Here is a 16635-nt window from a genome sequence, read left to right as displayed (position 1 = left end):
GCAGCCTACTGCCGAGGTGCGGGTGCCCCGCGGACCGCTCGGGTCAGTGGCTGCCGCAGGCCGGTGCGGAGGCGGCGGGCAGGGGCTCCGGCACGCCGATCCTCGGCAGGCCGAGCAGCACGCCCGCCGGCTTGGCGGCGGCGCCGGTGCGCTTCTCCCAGGCGTCACCGGAGCGGGTGCGGCGTACCGACGTCGTCGCACCCTCGGCGAGCAGGTGGTGCGGCGCGGCGTAGGTGATCTCGACCGTCACCACGTCGCCCGGGCGGACCTCCTGCTCCGGCTTGGTGAAGTGCACCAGCCGGTTGTCGGGGGCACGGCCGGAGAGGCGATGGGTGGAGCCGTCCTTGCGGCCCTCGCCCTCGGCGACCATGACCTCCAGGGTCCGGCCGACCTGCTTCTTGTTCTCCTCCCAGGAGATCTCCTCCTGAAGCGCGACGAGGCGTTCGTAGCGCGCCTGCACGACCTCCTTGGGGATCTGCCCCTCCATGTCGGCCGCGGGGGTGCCGGGACGCTTGGAGTACTGGAAGGTGAAGGCGTTGGCGAAGCGCGCCTCGCGGACCGTGTGCATCGTCTGCTCGAAGTCCTCCTCGGTCTCGCCCGGGAAGCCCACGATGATGTCGGTGGAGATGGCGGCGTGCGGGATCGCGGCACGCACCTTCTCGATGATGCCGAGGAAACGCTCCTGCCGGTACGAGCGGCGCATCGCCTTCAGGATGGTGTCCGAACCGGACTGCAGCGGCATGTGCAGCTGCGGCATGACGTTCGGGGTCTCGGCCATCGCCGCGATGACGTCGTCCGTGAAGTCGCGGGGATGCGGCGAGGTGAAGCGGACCCGCTCCAGGCCCTCGATCGTCCCGCAGGCACGCAGCAGCTTGGAGAACGCCTCGCGGTCGCCGATGTCGGATCCGTACGCGTTGACGTTCTGGCCGAGCAGGGTGATCTCGGAGACGCCCTCGCCGACCAGCGCCTCGATCTCGGCGAGGATGTCGCCGGGACGGCGGTCCTTCTCCTTGCCGCGCAGCGCCGGGACGATGCAGAAGGTGCAGGTGTTGTTGCAGCCGACGGAGATCGAGACCCAGGCGGCGTACGCGGACTCGCGCCGGGTCGGCAGGGTGGACGGGAACGCCTCCAGCGACTCGGCGATCTCGATCTGCGCCTCCTCCTGGACGCGGGCGCGCTCCAGGAGGACGGGCAGCTTGCCGATGTTGTGCGTGCCGAAGACGACGTCGACCCAGGGCGCCTTCTTGACGATGGTGTCCCGGTCCTTCTGGGCGAGGCAGCCACCGACGGCGATCTGCATGCCGGGACGCGTGGTCTTCATCGGGGCGAGCCGGCCGAGGTTGCCGTACAGCTTGTTGTCGGCGTTCTCGCGGACGGCGCAGGTGTTGAAGACGACGACGTCGGCGTCTCCGTCCGCGCCCTTGGGGGCGCGGACGTAGCCGGCGTCCTCCATCAGACCGGAGAGCCGCTCGGAATCGTGGACGTTCATCTGGCACCCGTAGGTGCGGATCTCATAAGTCTTGGCTTCGCCCACGTCGCGGCTCCGGTCGATGTTGGTCACTTCTCTAGGGTAAGGGCCTCCGGAGGAGTGACCGGCCGTCCCTCCGGCCCGCCCGGGGAGGGCGCGGGGCCCGGCCGGTGCTCCGGCGCGCGCCGGGGCGGGCCCGCGGCGACGGCGGCCGCCGTGGCCTCGAGGATGGTGGTGAGCTGCGCCCCGAGGGTGCCGGCGTCCGGGCGCAGGGAGCCGCTGAAGGCCGCGGAGCCGATCGTGAAGGCGTCGGCGCCCGCCTCGGCCAGGGCGCGGATGCGGGCCGGGGTCGTGATGCTTCCGGCCACGACGAGCCGTCCTGTGGTCGCGGCGCGAGCCGCCCGGACGAGGTCGAGCGGGTCGGCGTCCACGGCGCGGTAGGCCAGCAGGTCCACGCCCGCGCAGCCGGCCGCTTCGGCCCTCCGGCAGTCGTCGGCGATGCGGGACGGGCCGCCCGCCAGGCGGGTGGGGTGTCCGAGGGGCTCGCCGGCGAAGGGGAGGTAACGCGTGCCGGTGCCGTCGAGGAGGGTCAGGGTCTCCTCGACCCAGGTGCCGCCCATGAGCCAGTCGACGCCCAGGTCGACCGCGGTGCGCGCGGAGGCGAGCGCCTCCTCACGGGTGGTGCTGACCACTTCGAGGTAGCTGGTGGCGCCCCTGTCCTTGATCCTCCGGTGGAGCCGGGCGAGGGTCGGGGTGTCGACGCCGACGTCCTTGAAACCGATGTGGTCGACGCGGGCCTCGTGGCCGGCCCGGGCGATACCGGCCGTGCGGCCGGTGTGCGGGGCCTCCGCGCCGCCGAGGACGTCAACTGTGTCACGTCGGCCGAGCCCGAGGAGGTCACGCCGGTCGAGATCCCCCGGCCCGTCCGGCTCGTGCGACCCGTCACGCCCCTCCGGCCCCTCCGGCCCGTCATGCCGGTCGAGGGCGTCGAGCTGGTCGAGGACGTCCAGGCAGTCGGTGACGGTCCTGTCGTCACGGGTGAGCATGAAGACGAAGTCCACGGCGGTCCTCCGGGTCGGCTGTGAGGTCGTCGGCCTGGTGCAGGGCGGTGAGCAGGCTCGTGTGGTCGGCGGTACCGCGACCCGCGAGGTCGAAGGCCGTGCCGTGATCGACGCTCGTGCGCACGAACGGCAGGCCGATGGTGATGTTGACGCCGTGTTCCAGGCCCAGGTACTTCACCGGGATGAGCCCCTGGTCGTGGTACTGGGCGACGACCACGTCGAACTCCCCCGCCCGGGCGCGCATGAACACGGTGTCGGCCGGCCAGGGCCCGCTCGCGTCGATGCCCTCCTCCCGCGCGGCCCGGACGGCCGGCTGGATGACGTCGAGGTCCTCGCGTCCGAAGAGCCCGTTCTCGCCGGCGTGCGGGTTGAGCGCGGCCACGGCGATACGGGGGCGGTCGCGTCCGCCCGCCCGCAGCGTGCGGTCGGTCAGCCGGATGATCTCCAGCTCTCGGGCGGTGGTCAGGGCGTCGAGGGCCGTACGCAGCGACTGATGGACCGTGACCAGGACGACCCGCAGCTCGTCGTTGGCCATCATCATCGCGTAGTGGCTCGTCCCGGACAGGTCGGCGAGGATCTCCGTGTGGCCGGGGTAGGGCAGTCCGGCGAGCCGGAGCGCCTCCTTGTTGATCGGCGCGGTGGTCAGGGCCCTGACCTCGCCGCTGAGGGCGAGGGCGATGCCCCGGCGTACGTACCGGTAGGAAGCCGCCCCCGCGCGGGCGTCGACGGTGCCCGGGGCCAGATCGGAGGGGAGGGTGCCCACGGTGAGCACGTCGAGGACTCCCGGGGTGAGGGCGGCCTCGGCCACGGTGTCGATGGGGCGCACGGTCAGGGCGGTGTCCGTGGTGCGGCAGGCGCGGTCGAGGGCTTCGGGGTCGCCGATGACCACGACGGGCGGCCGGCGGGTGGGGTCGGCACAGGCCTTGACGGTGATCTCCGGTCCGATGCCGTTCGGATCGCCCATGGTGAGGGCCAGGGGCTTCACGCCTCCGCCCCCCTCTCGGGTCCGCGGCGGGGGCCGTGGCCGGGGAGGCCGACTCGGGTCCGCGCGGCGGGTCCGCGCGCGGGCTCGTGGCCGGGAATGGTCTCGGGCCCGTGGCCGGGGGCGCTGCCGGCCACGTCGCCGGGGCCGCTGCCGGCCTCCTGGCCGGGGGCGCTGCCGTCTTCGTCGCCGGTGCCGTTCCCGGTCTCGGTCTCGGTCTCGGGGCCGGGGCCGGGGCCGGGGCCGTTTCCGGCTTCGTCACCGGGGCCGGTGCCGCTGCCGGCTACGTCGCCAGGGCCGTTCCCCGGTGCGTCGCCGGGAGCCGTGCCCGGGGCGGCGAGCAGCCGGCAGAGCCGGTCGAGGGTCTCCTCGTCGCCGAAGCCGCCCGCCTTGATCAGGACGGGGAGCGGCCGGGGGCCGATCAGGGTGCCGCGGGCGATCCCCGGCTCGGGCTCGTCGTACAGGTCGATCCCCGCGGCGCCGAGCGATGCGAGCACCGACACCGCCGTCTCTCCCCCGGTCAGCACGAGTCCGTCGACGGACCCGTCCGCGATCAGGCGTCCCGCCACGAGCGCCAGGTCGACGGTGAGCGAGCGTGGGGCGGCGGCCCGGCGGTGCTCGTCGGGGGTGTGGACGACCCGTACCGCCCTCGTCGTCCGCCGCAGCGACTCGACGGCGGCGACGGGATCGCCGGCCGACGCGGCCGTCACGTCCGGCCGGCCGCGCAACAGGTCCAGCTGACGCCGGCTCGCCGGATTCGCACTGCCGACGACCACCAGGGGCCTGCGGACCGCCGGCAGGGCCGCGGGAGTCGCCCCGGCCGGAGCCGGGGGCGTACGGGCGTGGTGCCGGGCGAGAGCGGCGGCGAGGCCCGGGGAGCCGACCCACAGCACCTCCCCGGGCTCGGGGACGGCGGCCACGATGCGGTCCAGGTCGTCGTCCGTCGTGGCGGAGCAGACGACCAGGCCGCCCTCGGCCACGAGCCCCGCCAGCCGGGCGAGCCGGTCGGGACCGACGACCGCCGCCTCCGGCAGGAGGCGCCCGAGGTCCGAGACGGTGACCGGATGCGCCGGGTCGCGTCCGAACGCGGTCTCGTGCACGGGAACGCCGTGCACGTGCTGGACGCCGTCGACCGTGGTGCGCCCCTCGGCCGGGAAGGCGGGGGCGATCAGCACGGCGCGGCGGCGCGAGCCGGCGTGCGCGGCGCGGATCTCGGCGGCGACATGACCCCTGAGGGTGGAGTCGACGGTCTTGATCAGGAGGTCGGCCCTGGCCTGGGCCCGCGCCGCGGTTCGCGTGCGGACCGCCGCGGTGTCCTCGTCGAGCAGCCGGCTGCCGAGGTCGACGGCGACGACTCCGGCGGGGGTGGTCGCGGGGGCGCCCTCCGGCACGCCGATCCGCACCTGAGCCGGGTGTCCCGCCTCGCGGAAGGGAGCGGCTCCGTCTCCGGCGCTGGTCAGGTCGTCCGCGAGGACGGCGACGCTCCATGCGCGCGGTCCGGCGCCGGGTGTCCCGGGGAACGGAGGGCCTGGGGCCGCGTCCGTTCCTTGGGGTGCCCGAGGCGCCTGGTGCGCTTGGCGCCCCTGGGGTGCCTCGGGTGTTCGGGGTGTCCGAGATGCCATCCCGCTGTGTCTCCTCGCCTCGCCGGCCGGCCGCCGGTCGCCTCGCCCGCATGTCCCCGGACGCCTCGCCGGTCGATCACCGCCGGCGGCGGTCGTCGCCACGGCCGCCCGTCGTCCGTCCTGGCGTCGTCTCGCGACCTGTGACCGGTCGTGGCCTGTGACGCCATCCACAGTGAGGCCCGGAACGGCCCTGCGACAAGCGATTCCTTCTCACCCCACCTGTGAGTAGATTTCACACATGCCCTGGCCCGATCTCCCGCCGCCCCACACCCTTCTGCCCTTCGAGGCGACCGTGCGGCACGCGAGCATGACCCGGGCGGCCCAGGAGCTCCACGTCACCCACGGCGCCGTCAGCCGCCAGATCCGCAACCTGGAGAGGGCCCTCGGCGTCACGCTCTTCGAGCGTGGGACGCGGTCGCTGGAACCCACCGCGCAGGCGCGCCTGCTGGCGGCCGCCGTCCGGGACGGGCTGGACCGGATCGACTCGGCCGCCCGTCAGGTCTCCCGTCGCGAGGAGAGCGGCCCGCTCGCCCTGTCCTGCGAGCCCACGCTGCTGATGCGCTGGCTCATCCCGCGCCTGCCCGACCTCGCCGCTCAGGTGCCCGGGCTCACCGTGCACCTGTCGGCGGGCGGCGGCCCGGTCTCCTTCGAGCGGGAGGCCTTCGACCTCGCCCTGCGCCGGGACGACTTCCCCGTACCGGCGCGGGTCAGCCGCACGCCGCTCTTCGACGAGTGGATCGGCCCGGTGTGCAGCCCCGACCTGGCACGGCGCCTCGGCGGCGCGGACGGTCTCTCCGACGTGACGCTGCTGCACACCAGCACCCGGCCGCACGCGTGGGACGACTGGCGGCGGCTCACGGGCACCCGCTCCGAGGGCGGCCCACAGCGGGAGCAGACGTTCGAGCACTTCTATCTCGCGTTGCAGGCGGCCGTCGCCGGCCTCGGTGTCGCCATCGGCCCGTACGCCCTCGTGCACGACGATCTCGTACGCGGACAGCTGGTGGCTCCGTTCGGTCTGGTCCCCGACGGCACCGGCTATCAGCTGCTCGGTCCCCGGCCGCCTCAGGAGGACGCCCGGGTCTCGGCGCTCCTCGACTGGCTCCGCGGTCAGGCGGCCCGGCTCCGGCCGGCCCAGGACCTCACCGGCCGGGCCGCCCTCCCGACCGCGAGCCGACCCGGGCCACGGGAGGTGTGAGCCGTCCGGCCTGGCCAGGGCGGGCAGGGAGCTGGCAGGATCGCGCCATGCCCGCCACCCTCTTCCGTGCCGCCCGCCGCCGTGCCGTCCAGCTCGCGGCGGCGCTCCTGGTGGTGTGCGGGCTGCTCGTCTGGTGGCTGGTTCCTTTCGGTCCGTCCGCGCCGAGCGGCACGGTGACCTTCAGTACGGGCGTGCCCACCGGTGTCTACCAGCGGTACGGCGAGCTGCTGAAGCAGGCGCTGGCCCGTGATCTGCCCGATGTCTCGATAACGCTCCGGAACAGTGAGGGCTCTCAGCAGAACCTCGCCCGGCTCGCCTCCGGCGAGGCCGACTTCACCATCGCGACCGCCGACGCCGTGGCCCAGTACAAGCGGGACCGCAAACCGGGCTTCGACCGGCTGCGGGGCTCCGCCCGCCTGTATGACGACTACGTCCAGCTGGTGGTCCGCAAGGGCTCCGACGTCCGTTCCGTGACCGACCTGCGGGGGCTGCGGGTGGGCGTCGGCCAGGAGGGCTCCGGGGTTCGGCTGATCGCGGACCGGGTCCTCGCGGCCGGCGGGCTCACCCCGGACGTCGACATCAGGCCGGTCTCCGCCGGCATCGACACGATGCCGTCCCTGCTGGAGCGCGGGAAGCTCGACGCCTTCTTCTGGTCGGGCGGACTGCCCACCCACGCGGTGCAGACCCTCTCCGAGCGCCTCCCGGTACGGCTCGTGCCGTTGGACGCCTCGCTGGTGGACAACCTCCACGACGTCGGGGGGTCGACCCGCCACTACCGCTCCGCCGTCATCCCGGCGGACGCCTACACCCTGGCCCAGGACGGGCAGCCGGTCGAGACGCTGGCCGTGGCGAACCTGCTCGTCACCACGGCGGAGACCGAGCCGGGCCTGGTGGAGGGATTCACCCGCACGGTCATCAGAAGCCGGGACCGGATCGGCGGCCAGGTCCACCCGGCCCAGCTGGTCGACCTGCGCACCGCGATCTACACCGAGCCGCTGGAGCTGCACGAGGGCGCCCAGCGCTACTACCGCTCCGTGAAGCCCTGAGGAGTGCCCGGAGGGGTGCCCTGAAGGGCTCCCCGTTCCGGCCTCCACGGCCACCGGCCGACTCGCCGCTCATTCCCCCCGCGCCCGCGGCGCCGAGCGCGGGACCGTGACCGTCACACGCAGCCCGTGCGGCTCGTTCGGCGCGAAGTCGATCGCACCGCCCCCCGCCGCGAGCAGTACCCGGGAGATCGACAGGCCCAGGCCGGAGCCCTTGACGTTCTGGTGGCGGTTGCTGCGCCAGAAGCGGTCGCCGACGCGCTCCAGCTCCTCCGGCGTGAGCCCGGGGCCGCGGTCCGCGACCGCGATCGCGCAGGTGTCGCCCTCGGGCACCACGGTCACGACGACCTCCTCACCGGAGGGCGTGAACTTCAGGGCGTTGTCGACGATCGCGTCGAGGGCGCTGGAGAGCGCCACCGGATCCGCCCACCCCGTCACGGCCCGGGGCTCCCCACGCAGCCGGACGCCCTTGTCCTCGGCGAGCGGCCGCCAGGAGGCGATCCGCTCGGCGACCAGCGCGCCGATGTCGGTGAGCCGCAGATCGGCCGCCGCGTGCTCGGCGAGCGCGAGGCCGAGCAGGTCGTCGAGGACCTGGGCGAGCCGCTTCCCCTCGGTCCGGACGGAGGCGATCTCCTCGTTGCCCTCCGGGAGTTCGAGGGCCAGGAGTTCGATGCGCAGCAGCAGCGCCGCGAGCGGATTGCGCAGTTGGTGGGAGGCGTCGGCGACGAAGGCGCGCTGCTGCTCCAGGACGTCCTCGACGTTGTCGGCCATCTCGTTGAACGAGCGGGCGAGCCGGCGCAGTTCGGGCGGCCCGCCCGCGGCGGCGACCCGGGACTTCATCCGGCCGGTGGCGATGTCGTGGGTGACCGCGTCGAGGACCCGGACCGGACGCAGCACCCAGCCGGTGAGCCGGAACGCGGCCCCCACGGCGAGCAGCATCGCGGCGAACTCGCCTGCGGCGATCACGAGCCAGCCGCGCAGGATCGCCGAGCGCAGCCGGCCGGTGGGCGAGTCGGTGACGACAACGGCGACGACGTCCCCGTCCCGTACGACGGGGGAGGCGATGGCGAGCCGGGCGTGGTCCTGCCACGGCCAGACCTGCGGCGGGTCGTGGCTCCGGCGGCCGAGCAGCGCCTCGTTGAACGCGCGGCGCCCCTCCCCTTCGTAGGGGACGACCCAGTCCTCCGGTGCGGCGGCCATGGCACGGTTGTCGCGGTAGAAGATGCCCGTGCGAATGCCGTAGACGTCGTGGTAGCTGGTGAGCTCCCCTTCGAGGGTGGCCCGGCGCTCGTTGGTGCCGATGTCGGTCTCGCTGACGAACTGGGCGAGCGCGGCGAAGCGGGCCGCGTCGTCGAGCCGGTCGACCACCACCCGCTGCTGTTCGGAGGCGGCGAGGCTGGCGGCGAGCGGGAAGCCCAGGGCGAGCAGGACCCCGGCCATGAGGACGATGAGGAGCGGGAGGAGGCGGGTGCGCACGAGTGGGGGTTCCGGCGGCTACGCGGCCGGCACGACCAGGCGGTAGCCGACGCCGCGCACGGTCTCGATCAGGGCGGGCATCCTCAGCTTGGAGCGCAGCGAGGCGACGTGGACCTCGAGCGTGCGGCCGGTGCCCTCCCAACTGGTGCGCCAGACCTCGCTGATGATCTGCTCGCGGCGGAAGACCACTCCGGGCCGCTGGGCCAGCAGCGCGAGGAGGTCGAACTCCTTGCGGGTGAGCTGCACCGGGGCGCCCTCGACGCTGACCCGTCGGGTGGGGAGCTCGATGGTGACGGAGCCGAGCCGCAGCGCGCTCTCCTCGCCCGCTCCGGCGGCCTCGTCACCGGCGGCGGTGCGCCGGCTGACGGCATGGATCCGGGCGAGCAGCTCCCCGGTGTCGTACGGCTTGACCACGTAGTCGTCGGCCCCGAGGTTGAGGCCGTGTATGCGGGAGCGGACGTCGGCCCGCGCGGTCACCATGATCACGGGGGTGGTGGTGAGCTTTCGGATGCGGCCGCAGACCTGGTAGCCGTCCTGGTCGGGCAGGCCGAGGTCGAGCAGGATCACCCCGTACGAAGGGCGCTCACCGTGTGCGGCGGGCAGCACCGCCTGGAGCGCCTCCTCGCCGTTGCGGGCGTGCGTGACCGAGAACCCGTGCTTCGCCAGGACGGCGGACAGGGCCGCGGCGACATGATCGTCGTCCTCGACGAGCAGCAGTCTCATGACCCTCCTCCGTTACCTCGACGTTCGAACGATGGACTTCCGTGTACCAGGGTTGTACCAGGGTTACCTGGGCATGAACGCCGATGGCCGGTGCCACAGTCAAGTCTCCCCCCGTGACACCGGGGTTTCTGTTATGGACCCGGTACGCCGCGGGCGTCCCCTTCACGCAGTGTGTCCGGTTGCGGCCGGATCGTTATCCTCAATTTCCGCTCAGATGTAATGACGCTGGTCGCACCGCGTGCCTAGTGTCCTCCCCAACCGAGGAGGACGGAGCAAGAAGCCGATGAGCGGAGTGTCAGTGACCAAGGGCTCGAAGGACGCCGTACCGGCGGCGGGCGACCTGGTCGTGCTGTCCAACGTGAACAAGCACTTCGGCGCGCTGCATGTGCTCCAGGACATCGACCTGACGATCGCCCGGGGCGAAGTCGTGGTCGTCATCGGGCCCTCAGGGTCCGGTAAGTCCACGCTGTGCCGCACCATCAACCGCCTGGAGACGATCGACTCCGGCACCATCACCATCGACGACCGGCCGCTGCCCCAGGAGGGCAAGGAGCTGGCCCGACTGCGCGCCGACGTGGGCATGGTCTTCCAGTCCTTCAACCTCTTCGCGCACAAGACCGTGCTCGAGAACGTGATGCTGGGGCAGGTCAAGGTCCGCAAGACGGAGAAGGCGGCGGCCGAGAAGAAGGCCCGCGCGCTGCTCGACCGGGTCGGTGTCGGCACGCAGGCCGACAAGTACCCGGCGCAGCTCTCCGGCGGCCAGCAGCAGCGTGTGGCCATCGCGCGCGCCCTGGCGATGGACCCCAAGGTCATGCTGTTCGACGAGCCGACCTCGGCCCTCGACCCCGAGATGATCAACGAGGTCCTGGAGGTCATGCAGCAGCTGGCGCGTGACGGCATGACCATGGTCGTCGTCACCCACGAGATGGGCTTCGCGCGCTCGGCCGCCAACCGGGTCGTCTTCATGGCCGACGGCAGGATCGTCGAGGAGGCCACGCCCGACCAGTTCTTCAGCAACCCGCGCAGCGACCGGGCGAAGGACTTCCTGTCGAAGATCCTGCACCACTGACCTTCGCGTCGGCGGGCTTTCCCCTGACCGTCTCGTCAGGGAGCCTCCCCCCTGCTTGACTTGCCGATCAACGATCCACGAACAAAGGGATGTTCACCATGAAGCTCCGCAAGAGCGCGGCCGTGGCCGTCGCCGTCCTCGCGCTGACCGCCACCGCCTGTGGTGGCAAGGAGGGCTCGGCCGGCGACAAGCCCGCCGTGAAGCCCGGCGACAAGAGCGCTCCGAAGCTGCCCGAGTACGCCGTCGCCACCGACGTGAAGGTCGACTCCGCGGTCCTCAAGGAGGCGCAGAAGCGCGGCAAGCTGATCATCGGCTCCAAGGCCGACCAGCCGTTCCTCGGCTTCGAGGACCAGGCCACCAAGGAGCGGTCCGGCTTCGACATCGAGATCGCCAAGATGATCGCGGCGGAGCTGGGCTTCAGCGAGGACAAGATCGAGTGGAAGACGGTCGACTCCAAGCTCCGTGAGACGGCGATCTCCACGGGCCAGGTCGACTACTACGTCGGCACCTACACGATCAACGACAAGCGCAAGGCGCAGGTCGGCTTCGCGGGTCCGTACTACCAGGCCGGCGCCGACCTCCTGGTCCGCAAGGACGAGACCGCGATCACCGGTCCCGAGACCCTCAAGGGCAAGAAGGTCTGCTCGATCACGGGCTCCACCCCGCTGCAGGAGATCAAGAAGCCGCAGTACGGCGCCGAGACCACCGAGCTCGCGAAGTACTCGGACTGCGTGCAGCAGCTGATCACCAAGCAGGTCGACGCCGTCACCACCGACGACTCGATCCTGAAGGGCTACGCCGCCGCCAACGCCGGCAAGCTCAAGGTCGTCGGCAAGCCGTTCACCAAGGAGCCCTACGGCGTCGGCATGAACAAGGACGACAAGGCCCTGCGTGCCAAGATCAACGACACGCTGGAGAAGTACATCAAGGACGGCACGTACAAGAAGATCTACGAGGCCACGCTGGGTCTCTCCGGCTCTTCCTACGTCGAGCCGCCGGCGATCAACCGCTACTGATCGTTCGCGTCACCACGGGCGCCCCGTACGGACGTACGGGGCGCCGCTCCCCCTGCCCGCACACCTTGTCCGTAAGCCTTGGCACGCCTCGACCGTAGGCCGCCGACCGCCGACGCGGAGACCTCATGAACGTACTGCTCGACCATTTCCCGGAGTTCCGCGACGGCTTCATAGGAACCGTGTCGATCACCGCCGTCAGCTCGGTCATCGCGCTGGTCCTCGGCGTCGTCGTCGCCGGCTTCCGGGTGTCCCCCGTCCCGCCGCTGCGCTTCTTCGGCACCCTCTGGGTCACCCTGCTGCGCAACACCCCGCTGACGCTGCTCTTCCTCGTCTCGTTCTTCGTGGTCCCGGAGATCTTCTTCCCGGGCATGAGCCCCTTCCTGCTGGGTTCGCTCGCGCTCGGCTTCTACACCTCCGCCTTCGTCTGCGAAGCCGTCCGCTCCGGCATCGGCACGGTGCCGATCGGTCAGGCGGAAGCCGCCCGTTCGCTCGGCATGACCTTCGCGCAGACCCTGCGGATGATCGTGCTGCCGCAGGCGACCCGCACGGTCCTGCCGCCGCTGAGCTCGATCTTCATCGCGCTCACCAAGAACTCGGCCATCGCCGGCGCCTTCAGCGTCACCGAACTCTTCGGCTGGCAGACGCTGATGAGCGAGGACGGCTACGCGATCGGCCCGATCTTCGTCTGGGTGGCCGCCGCGTACCTGGTCGTCACCTTCACCATCAGCGGGATCTTCCGTCTCCTTGAGCGCCGCATGGAGGTCGCCCGATGAGTGCCAGCGTTCTCTACGACAGCCCCGGCCCCAAGGCGCGCGTCCGCAACCGGATCTACGCCGTCCTCGGCACCGTCGCCATCGTCGCGCTGATCGCGGTGAGCATCCTCCGCCTGAGCGAAAAGGGTCATCTCGACCCCGCGATGTGGGACATCTTCAACTACGCGGGCATCCGGCAGAACATCGCCGACGCCGTCCTCGCCACGCTGAAGGCCTTCGGTCTCGCGGCGGTCGGCTCGCTCGTCCTCGGTGTGCTGCTGGCCGTCGCCCGGCTCTCCGACCACAAGCCGGTCCGCTGGCTGGCCACCGGCTTCATCGAGATCTTCCGCTCCATCCCGCTGCTGATCACGATCTACGCCGTGTGGGTCGGCTTCCTCACCGAGTACTCGATGTGGGCGCTGGCGCTCGGCCTGTCGATCTACAACGGCTGCGTGCAGGCCGAGGTGCTGCGCGCCGGCGTCAACGCGGTACCCAGGGGGCAGCGCGAGGCGGCGTACGCCCTGGGCATGACCAAGACCCAGGTCATGACGACCGTCCTGCTGCCGCAGGCCGTCCGCTCGATGCTGCCGACGATCATCAGCCAGCTCGTGGTCACCCTGAAGGACACCTCGCTCGGCTTCGTGATCCTCTACCCCGAGCTGCTCCAGACGGCCCGGCTGATCGCCTCCAACACGCAGGTCAACGGCCAGTACCCGTACGTCTCGACCATCGTCGTCATCGGCACCATCTACATCGCGATGTGTCTGGCGCTCTCCGCGCTCGCGACCTGGATCGAGAAGCGCGGCCGCCGGGCGAAGACGGGCATCGCCGTACCGGACGCCGCCGCGCAGGAGGTCGTGCTCACCGCCGACGCCGGCGGGGGCCTCGGGAACACGGCCGGCGGCGCCGACGGGCCCGGTAACACGAAGAACTGACAGTATGTGACATCATCCGGGGGCAGTGGCGGTCGCGCCGCTGCCCCCGTCGCTTGACGGGGGCACCCGCAATCGGTTGCATACGTTCTGTGATCACGCACCGGGCTCGCGCCACTCTTCGCAGTGCTTCCCGCATGACCGAACGGCCTTCAGGAGCCGCGCCGTGGACCCGGTGATCATCGTCGGCGCGGGGCCCGTGGGCCTCGCGCTCTCCCTTGCCCTGGCCTCCCAGGGCGTGCCCAGCGTGGTCCTCGACGAGGGCCCCGGCAAGGAGGAGTCGCGCCCCGCCCGCACGGTCGTGCTCCGCGCCGACATGGCGGCGATGGCGGAACGGCTCGGCTGCACCACCCTGCGTGACGAGGGAGTCCGATGGGTCGGCTGGCGCTCCCTGCGCCGGAAGCAACTGATGAGGCACGTCGAACTTCATCCGGGCCTCGCGGACACGGAGAGTGACGTCGGGGGCCTCCCTGCTCCCCTGCACATCCCCCAGCACGCCCTCGCGCGCGGTCTGCGCGACGCGATCGCCGGCCGGGAACTCGTCCAGCTGGTCCCCGGGGCCCGGCTCGACGCGATCGAGCAGGACGGCGGCGGCATCACGGCGCACACCCGGGGCCCGGGGGCGACCTGGTGGCGCGGCAGCCATCTGGTCGGCTGCGACGGGGCCCGCTCCACCGTGCGCAAGCTGCTGGGTGTCCGTTTCCCCGGGCGCACGGCCGTGGAACGGCACGCGGTCGCCGCGCTGCGCACCGAACTCCCCTGGCCCGGCGAGGCCGTGCTGCACCGTCAGCCGCCGTGGCGGGGCGGCGGCGACGAGGTCACGGCGCGCCCGCTGCCGGACGGGGTCTGGCGCATCGACTGGCTGCTGCCGCCGCGCGGCGATCTCGTCACCCCGGACGCGCTCGTCGCCCGGATCCGCGACACGCTCGCCGGGTGGTGCGGCGGTGAGACCCCTCCGTACGAGCTGATCGACACCGGCGTCCACACCCTGCACCACCGGCTGGCCCGGCGCTGGCGGGTGGACCGGGTCTTCCTCGCGGGCGACGCGGCCCATCTGCTCGGCGCGGTCGGCACCCAGGGGGTCGACGAAGGGCTGCGGGACGCCGACAACCTGGCCTGGAAGCTCGCGCACGCCTGGCACCACGGCGCCTCGGAGACGCTGCTCGACAGCTACCAGAGCGAGCGGCGGGCGGCCGTCGCCTCCCGGCTCCGGGCCGCCGACCAGTCGCTGCCGGTGCTGCGGGGCGGCGGCGGCCTGCGGACCTACATCCCGGGCGGCACGCGCGGCCACGACGCCCTGCTGACCGACGGGCACCTGGGGCGCGGCCCGCTCGGCGCGCCGCCCTCCTACCCGCACTCCCCCCTCGCGCCTCCCGACGCCGGGAACGTCCGGGCGTCGGTGGCCACGGAGGCCGGGGCGCCGGTCGAGGACGTCCGGGTGACGGCCCCGGACGGCACGACCGTGCGGCTCCGTGACCGTCTCGGCCGCGGGCGGCTCCTGGTCGTCCTGGTCGCGCCGGGGACGGGGGTGTGGGACCGGCGGCACTGGAAGAGCGCCGGTGTGATGCCCCAGCTGGCGGAGGCGGTGCGCGGCCTGCCGACGCGGGCGGAGCTGCTCGTGACCGAGGCCTACCCGGGCGCGGCGGCCCACACCGTCCTCCTGGTGCGGCCGGACGGGCATCTGGTGGCGTCGTTCTCCGGCGTGCGGCCGGGCGAGCTGTTCGAGTCGGCGGACGCCGCACGGGGCGGCGCGGTGACGGCGTCCCGGGAGCTGCCGAGGCCGGCGTCCGGCGGATCCGCCTCCGGTGCGGCCGCGTCCGGTGCCGCGTCCGCGTCCGTGTCGAAGTGAGCGACCGCACCGCGGACGTCGATTGACCGTCGCGGGCGCACATGGTGTACTCCGGATCATGACCGACACCGATGTGCGCCTGTGGCGGAGGGTCCATATGGACCTCGTCCGCTACGCGGGCTGCGTGTGTCGCCCCTCCTGCTGAATTCGCCCTTCCCCGCGCGCAACCGCCGCTGACGTCGGCGTGGTCCCGCGCGTCTCCCCGCGAACTCCAGGACGGTCCCCCGTGTCCCAGCAGCATGCCTCCGCCCCTCCCGCGGTCCCCGCCGCGCCCGCGCCCGCCGCGCCGGCTGCCTCCGTGGCGCCGTCGACGTCCGCCGCCTCGTCCCCCTCGGTCACGGTGTCCCCGGCGGGAGCACCGGCCGTGGGCTCCTCCGCTCCCACCGCGGCCGAACTCCTCGACTTCGTCCGCCGCACGGCCGCGGACACCGCGCTGATCGACTCGCTGCCCCTCGACCCGGAGGGCCGTACCTGGGTGCGGCTCGACGGCCCCGGCGGCAGCGAGGCCTGGCTCATCGGCTGGCCTCCCGGCACCGGCACCGGCTGGCACGACCACGCCGAGTCGCACGGCGCCTTCACCACCGCGCGCGGCACGCTGAAGGAGCACTCCCTGGCTGTCCGGCTTCCGGCGAGCGGCTGGAAGACCCTGGAGCTCGCAGAGGGGGTCGACCGGTCCAGGGAGCTGCCGACGGGCAGGGGCAGGGCGTTCGGGCAGCACCATGTGCACGAGGTGCTCAACGAGTCCCGGGTCGCCCACGCCGTTTCGGTGCACGCGTACTATCCGCCGCTCCCGCTGCTCCGGCGCTTCAGCCGGTCGGGCGCGGTGCTCCGCCTTGAGCAGGTCGAGCGTCCGGAGGACTGGCAGTGAGCGGCGAACGGATCGGCATCGACGAGCACCTGGAGCGGGTGCGGTCCGGCCTGGACCGGATCGAGGCCCGCGCGGCCTACGACGCCTACGAGGCGGGTGACGCGCTGCTCGTCGACACCCGGTACGCGGCGCTGCGCGAGCGGGACGGGCTGATCCCGGGGGCCCTGGTCGTGGAACGCAACGAGCTGGAGTGGCGGCTCGACCCGCTGGGAAGCCACCGCGCGCCCGAAGCGGTCAGCCACGATCTGCGGGTGGTCGTGCTGTGCAACGAGGGCTACGCGTCCTCGCTGGCGGCCGCCTCACTCCGCCAACTGGGCCTCCACCGCGCGACCGACGTGATCGGCGGCTTCCAGGCATGGAAGGCGGCGGGCCTCCCGGTCCTCCTTCCCTGAGCGGGCGGGGCGGCGAGCGCGGGCGGCCGACTCCGGCTCGGGAGCGTGCGCGGCCCGGGCCGCGCCGTGGAGGTCGACTCGGCAGCGGGAGTCGGCGAGGCCGCGAGCATGGATGGCCGACTCCGACTCGGCAACGGGCGCGGCACGGCGGAGGCCGACTCGGCAACGGGCACGGCACGGCGGAGGC

Annotated in this window: 16 protein-coding genes; 10 read left to right on the top strand and 6 right to left on the bottom strand. The window is 72.7% G+C overall.

Features of this window, described 5'->3' with window-relative positions:
- Window positions 1-43: 43 nt before the first annotated feature.
- Genes miaB through AB0K65_RS03090 form a run of 4 tightly spaced genes read right to left on the bottom strand, consistent with a single transcriptional unit; the run spans window position 44 to window position 5133 of the window.
- On the bottom strand, window positions 44-1561 hold the full coding sequence (gene miaB, locus AB0K65_RS03105; RefSeq protein WP_365713743.1) for a tRNA (N6-isopentenyl adenosine(37)-C2)-methylthiotransferase MiaB: 1518 nt from the start codon (window positions 1559-1561) through the stop codon (window positions 44-46).
- Entirely contained in the window at window positions 1558-2529 is a 972-nt protein-coding gene (locus AB0K65_RS03100; protein ID WP_365713741.1) for a hypothetical protein, read from the bottom strand. The genes miaB and AB0K65_RS03100 overlap by 4 nt, the downstream gene beginning before the upstream one ends.
- Window positions 2501-3514 carry a 4-hydroxythreonine-4-phosphate dehydrogenase PdxA gene (pdxA, locus tag AB0K65_RS03095; protein WP_365713739.1) on the bottom strand — a complete coding sequence of 338 codons (1014 nt, stop codon included), beginning with the start codon at window positions 3512-3514 and terminating at the stop codon, window positions 2501-2503. Before pdxA ends, AB0K65_RS03100 begins: the two co-directional genes overlap by 29 nt.
- A complete protein-coding gene (locus AB0K65_RS03090) occupies window positions 3511-5133 on the bottom strand; it encodes a four-carbon acid sugar kinase family protein (RefSeq protein WP_365713737.1) in 1623 nt (540 codons plus the stop codon). The genes pdxA and AB0K65_RS03090 overlap by 4 nt, the downstream gene beginning before the upstream one ends.
- 238 nt (window positions 5134-5371) lie before the next feature.
- Between AB0K65_RS03090 and AB0K65_RS03085 the strand changes: the two genes are divergently transcribed.
- Together AB0K65_RS03085 and AB0K65_RS03080 are read left to right on the top strand one after the other, a co-directional pair.
- On the top strand, window positions 5372-6328 hold the full coding sequence (locus AB0K65_RS03085) for a LysR substrate-binding domain-containing protein (RefSeq protein WP_365713735.1): 957 nt from the start codon (window positions 5372-5374) through the stop codon (window positions 6326-6328).
- A 47-nt stretch (window positions 6329-6375) separates the two neighbouring features.
- On the top strand, window positions 6376-7374 hold the full coding sequence (locus tag AB0K65_RS03080; protein ID WP_365713733.1) for a TAXI family TRAP transporter solute-binding subunit: 999 nt from the start codon (window positions 6376-6378) through the stop codon (window positions 7372-7374).
- 69 nt (window positions 7375-7443) lie between these two features.
- Here AB0K65_RS03080 and AB0K65_RS03075 read toward each other — a convergent pair whose 3' ends face one another.
- Window positions 7444-8847, bottom strand: a complete 1404-nt coding sequence (locus AB0K65_RS03075; protein ID WP_365713731.1) for a HAMP domain-containing sensor histidine kinase — start codon at window positions 8845-8847, stop codon at window positions 7444-7446.
- 18 nt (window positions 8848-8865) lie between these two features.
- On the bottom strand, window positions 8866-9570 hold the full coding sequence (locus tag AB0K65_RS03070; RefSeq protein WP_365713729.1) for a response regulator transcription factor: 705 nt from the start codon (window positions 9568-9570) through the stop codon (window positions 8866-8868).
- A gap of 283 nt (window positions 9571-9853) precedes the next feature.
- On the opposite strand from AB0K65_RS03070, the gene AB0K65_RS03065 reads away from it, so the two are divergent.
- The 8 genes from AB0K65_RS03065 to AB0K65_RS03030 all read left to right on the top strand — a co-directional run bounded on the left by AB0K65_RS03065 (window position 9854) and on the right by AB0K65_RS03030 (window position 16448).
- Complete coding sequence (locus AB0K65_RS03065) at window positions 9854-10639, top strand: amino acid ABC transporter ATP-binding protein (RefSeq protein ID WP_365713727.1); 786 nt, start codon at window positions 9854-9856, stop codon at window positions 10637-10639.
- Window positions 10640-10737: 98 nt separating this feature from the next.
- A complete protein-coding gene (locus AB0K65_RS03060; protein ID WP_365713725.1) occupies window positions 10738-11655 on the top strand; it encodes a glutamate ABC transporter substrate-binding protein in 918 nt (305 codons plus the stop codon).
- A gap of 125 nt (window positions 11656-11780) precedes the next feature.
- Window positions 11781-12428: an amino acid ABC transporter permease gene (locus tag AB0K65_RS03055; RefSeq protein ID WP_365713723.1), complete on the top strand. Its 648-nt coding sequence runs from the start codon at window positions 11781-11783 to the stop codon at window positions 12426-12428.
- Window positions 12425-13342 carry an amino acid ABC transporter permease gene (locus AB0K65_RS03050; protein WP_365713721.1) on the top strand — a complete coding sequence of 306 codons (918 nt, stop codon included), beginning with the start codon at window positions 12425-12427 and terminating at the stop codon, window positions 13340-13342. Before AB0K65_RS03055 ends, AB0K65_RS03050 begins: the two co-directional genes overlap by 4 nt.
- A gap of 163 nt (window positions 13343-13505) precedes the next feature.
- A complete protein-coding gene (locus tag AB0K65_RS03045) occupies window positions 13506-15188 on the top strand; it encodes an FAD-dependent monooxygenase (RefSeq protein WP_365713719.1) in 1683 nt (560 codons plus the stop codon).
- A gap of 58 nt (window positions 15189-15246) precedes the next feature.
- A complete protein-coding gene (locus AB0K65_RS03040) occupies window positions 15247-15333 on the top strand; it encodes a putative leader peptide (protein ID WP_311605579.1) in 87 nt (28 codons plus the stop codon).
- Window positions 15334-15414: 81 nt separating this feature from the next.
- A complete protein-coding gene (locus AB0K65_RS03035; protein WP_365713717.1) occupies window positions 15415-16056 on the top strand; it encodes a cysteine dioxygenase in 642 nt (213 codons plus the stop codon).
- Window positions 16053-16448, top strand: coding sequence for a rhodanese-like domain-containing protein (locus tag AB0K65_RS03030; RefSeq protein WP_365713715.1), 396 nt, complete (start codon window positions 16053-16055; stop codon window positions 16446-16448). Before AB0K65_RS03035 ends, AB0K65_RS03030 begins: the two co-directional genes overlap by 4 nt.
- Window positions 16449-16635 lie beyond the last annotated feature (187 nt).

The organism is Streptomyces sp. NPDC053755, assembly GCF_040677675.1.
GTDB lineage: Bacteria > Actinomycetota > Actinomycetes > Streptomycetales > Streptomycetaceae > Streptomyces.
The sequence above is the reverse complement of the archived record's forward strand: the minus strand, read 5'-3'. Positions and strand labels throughout refer to the sequence as shown.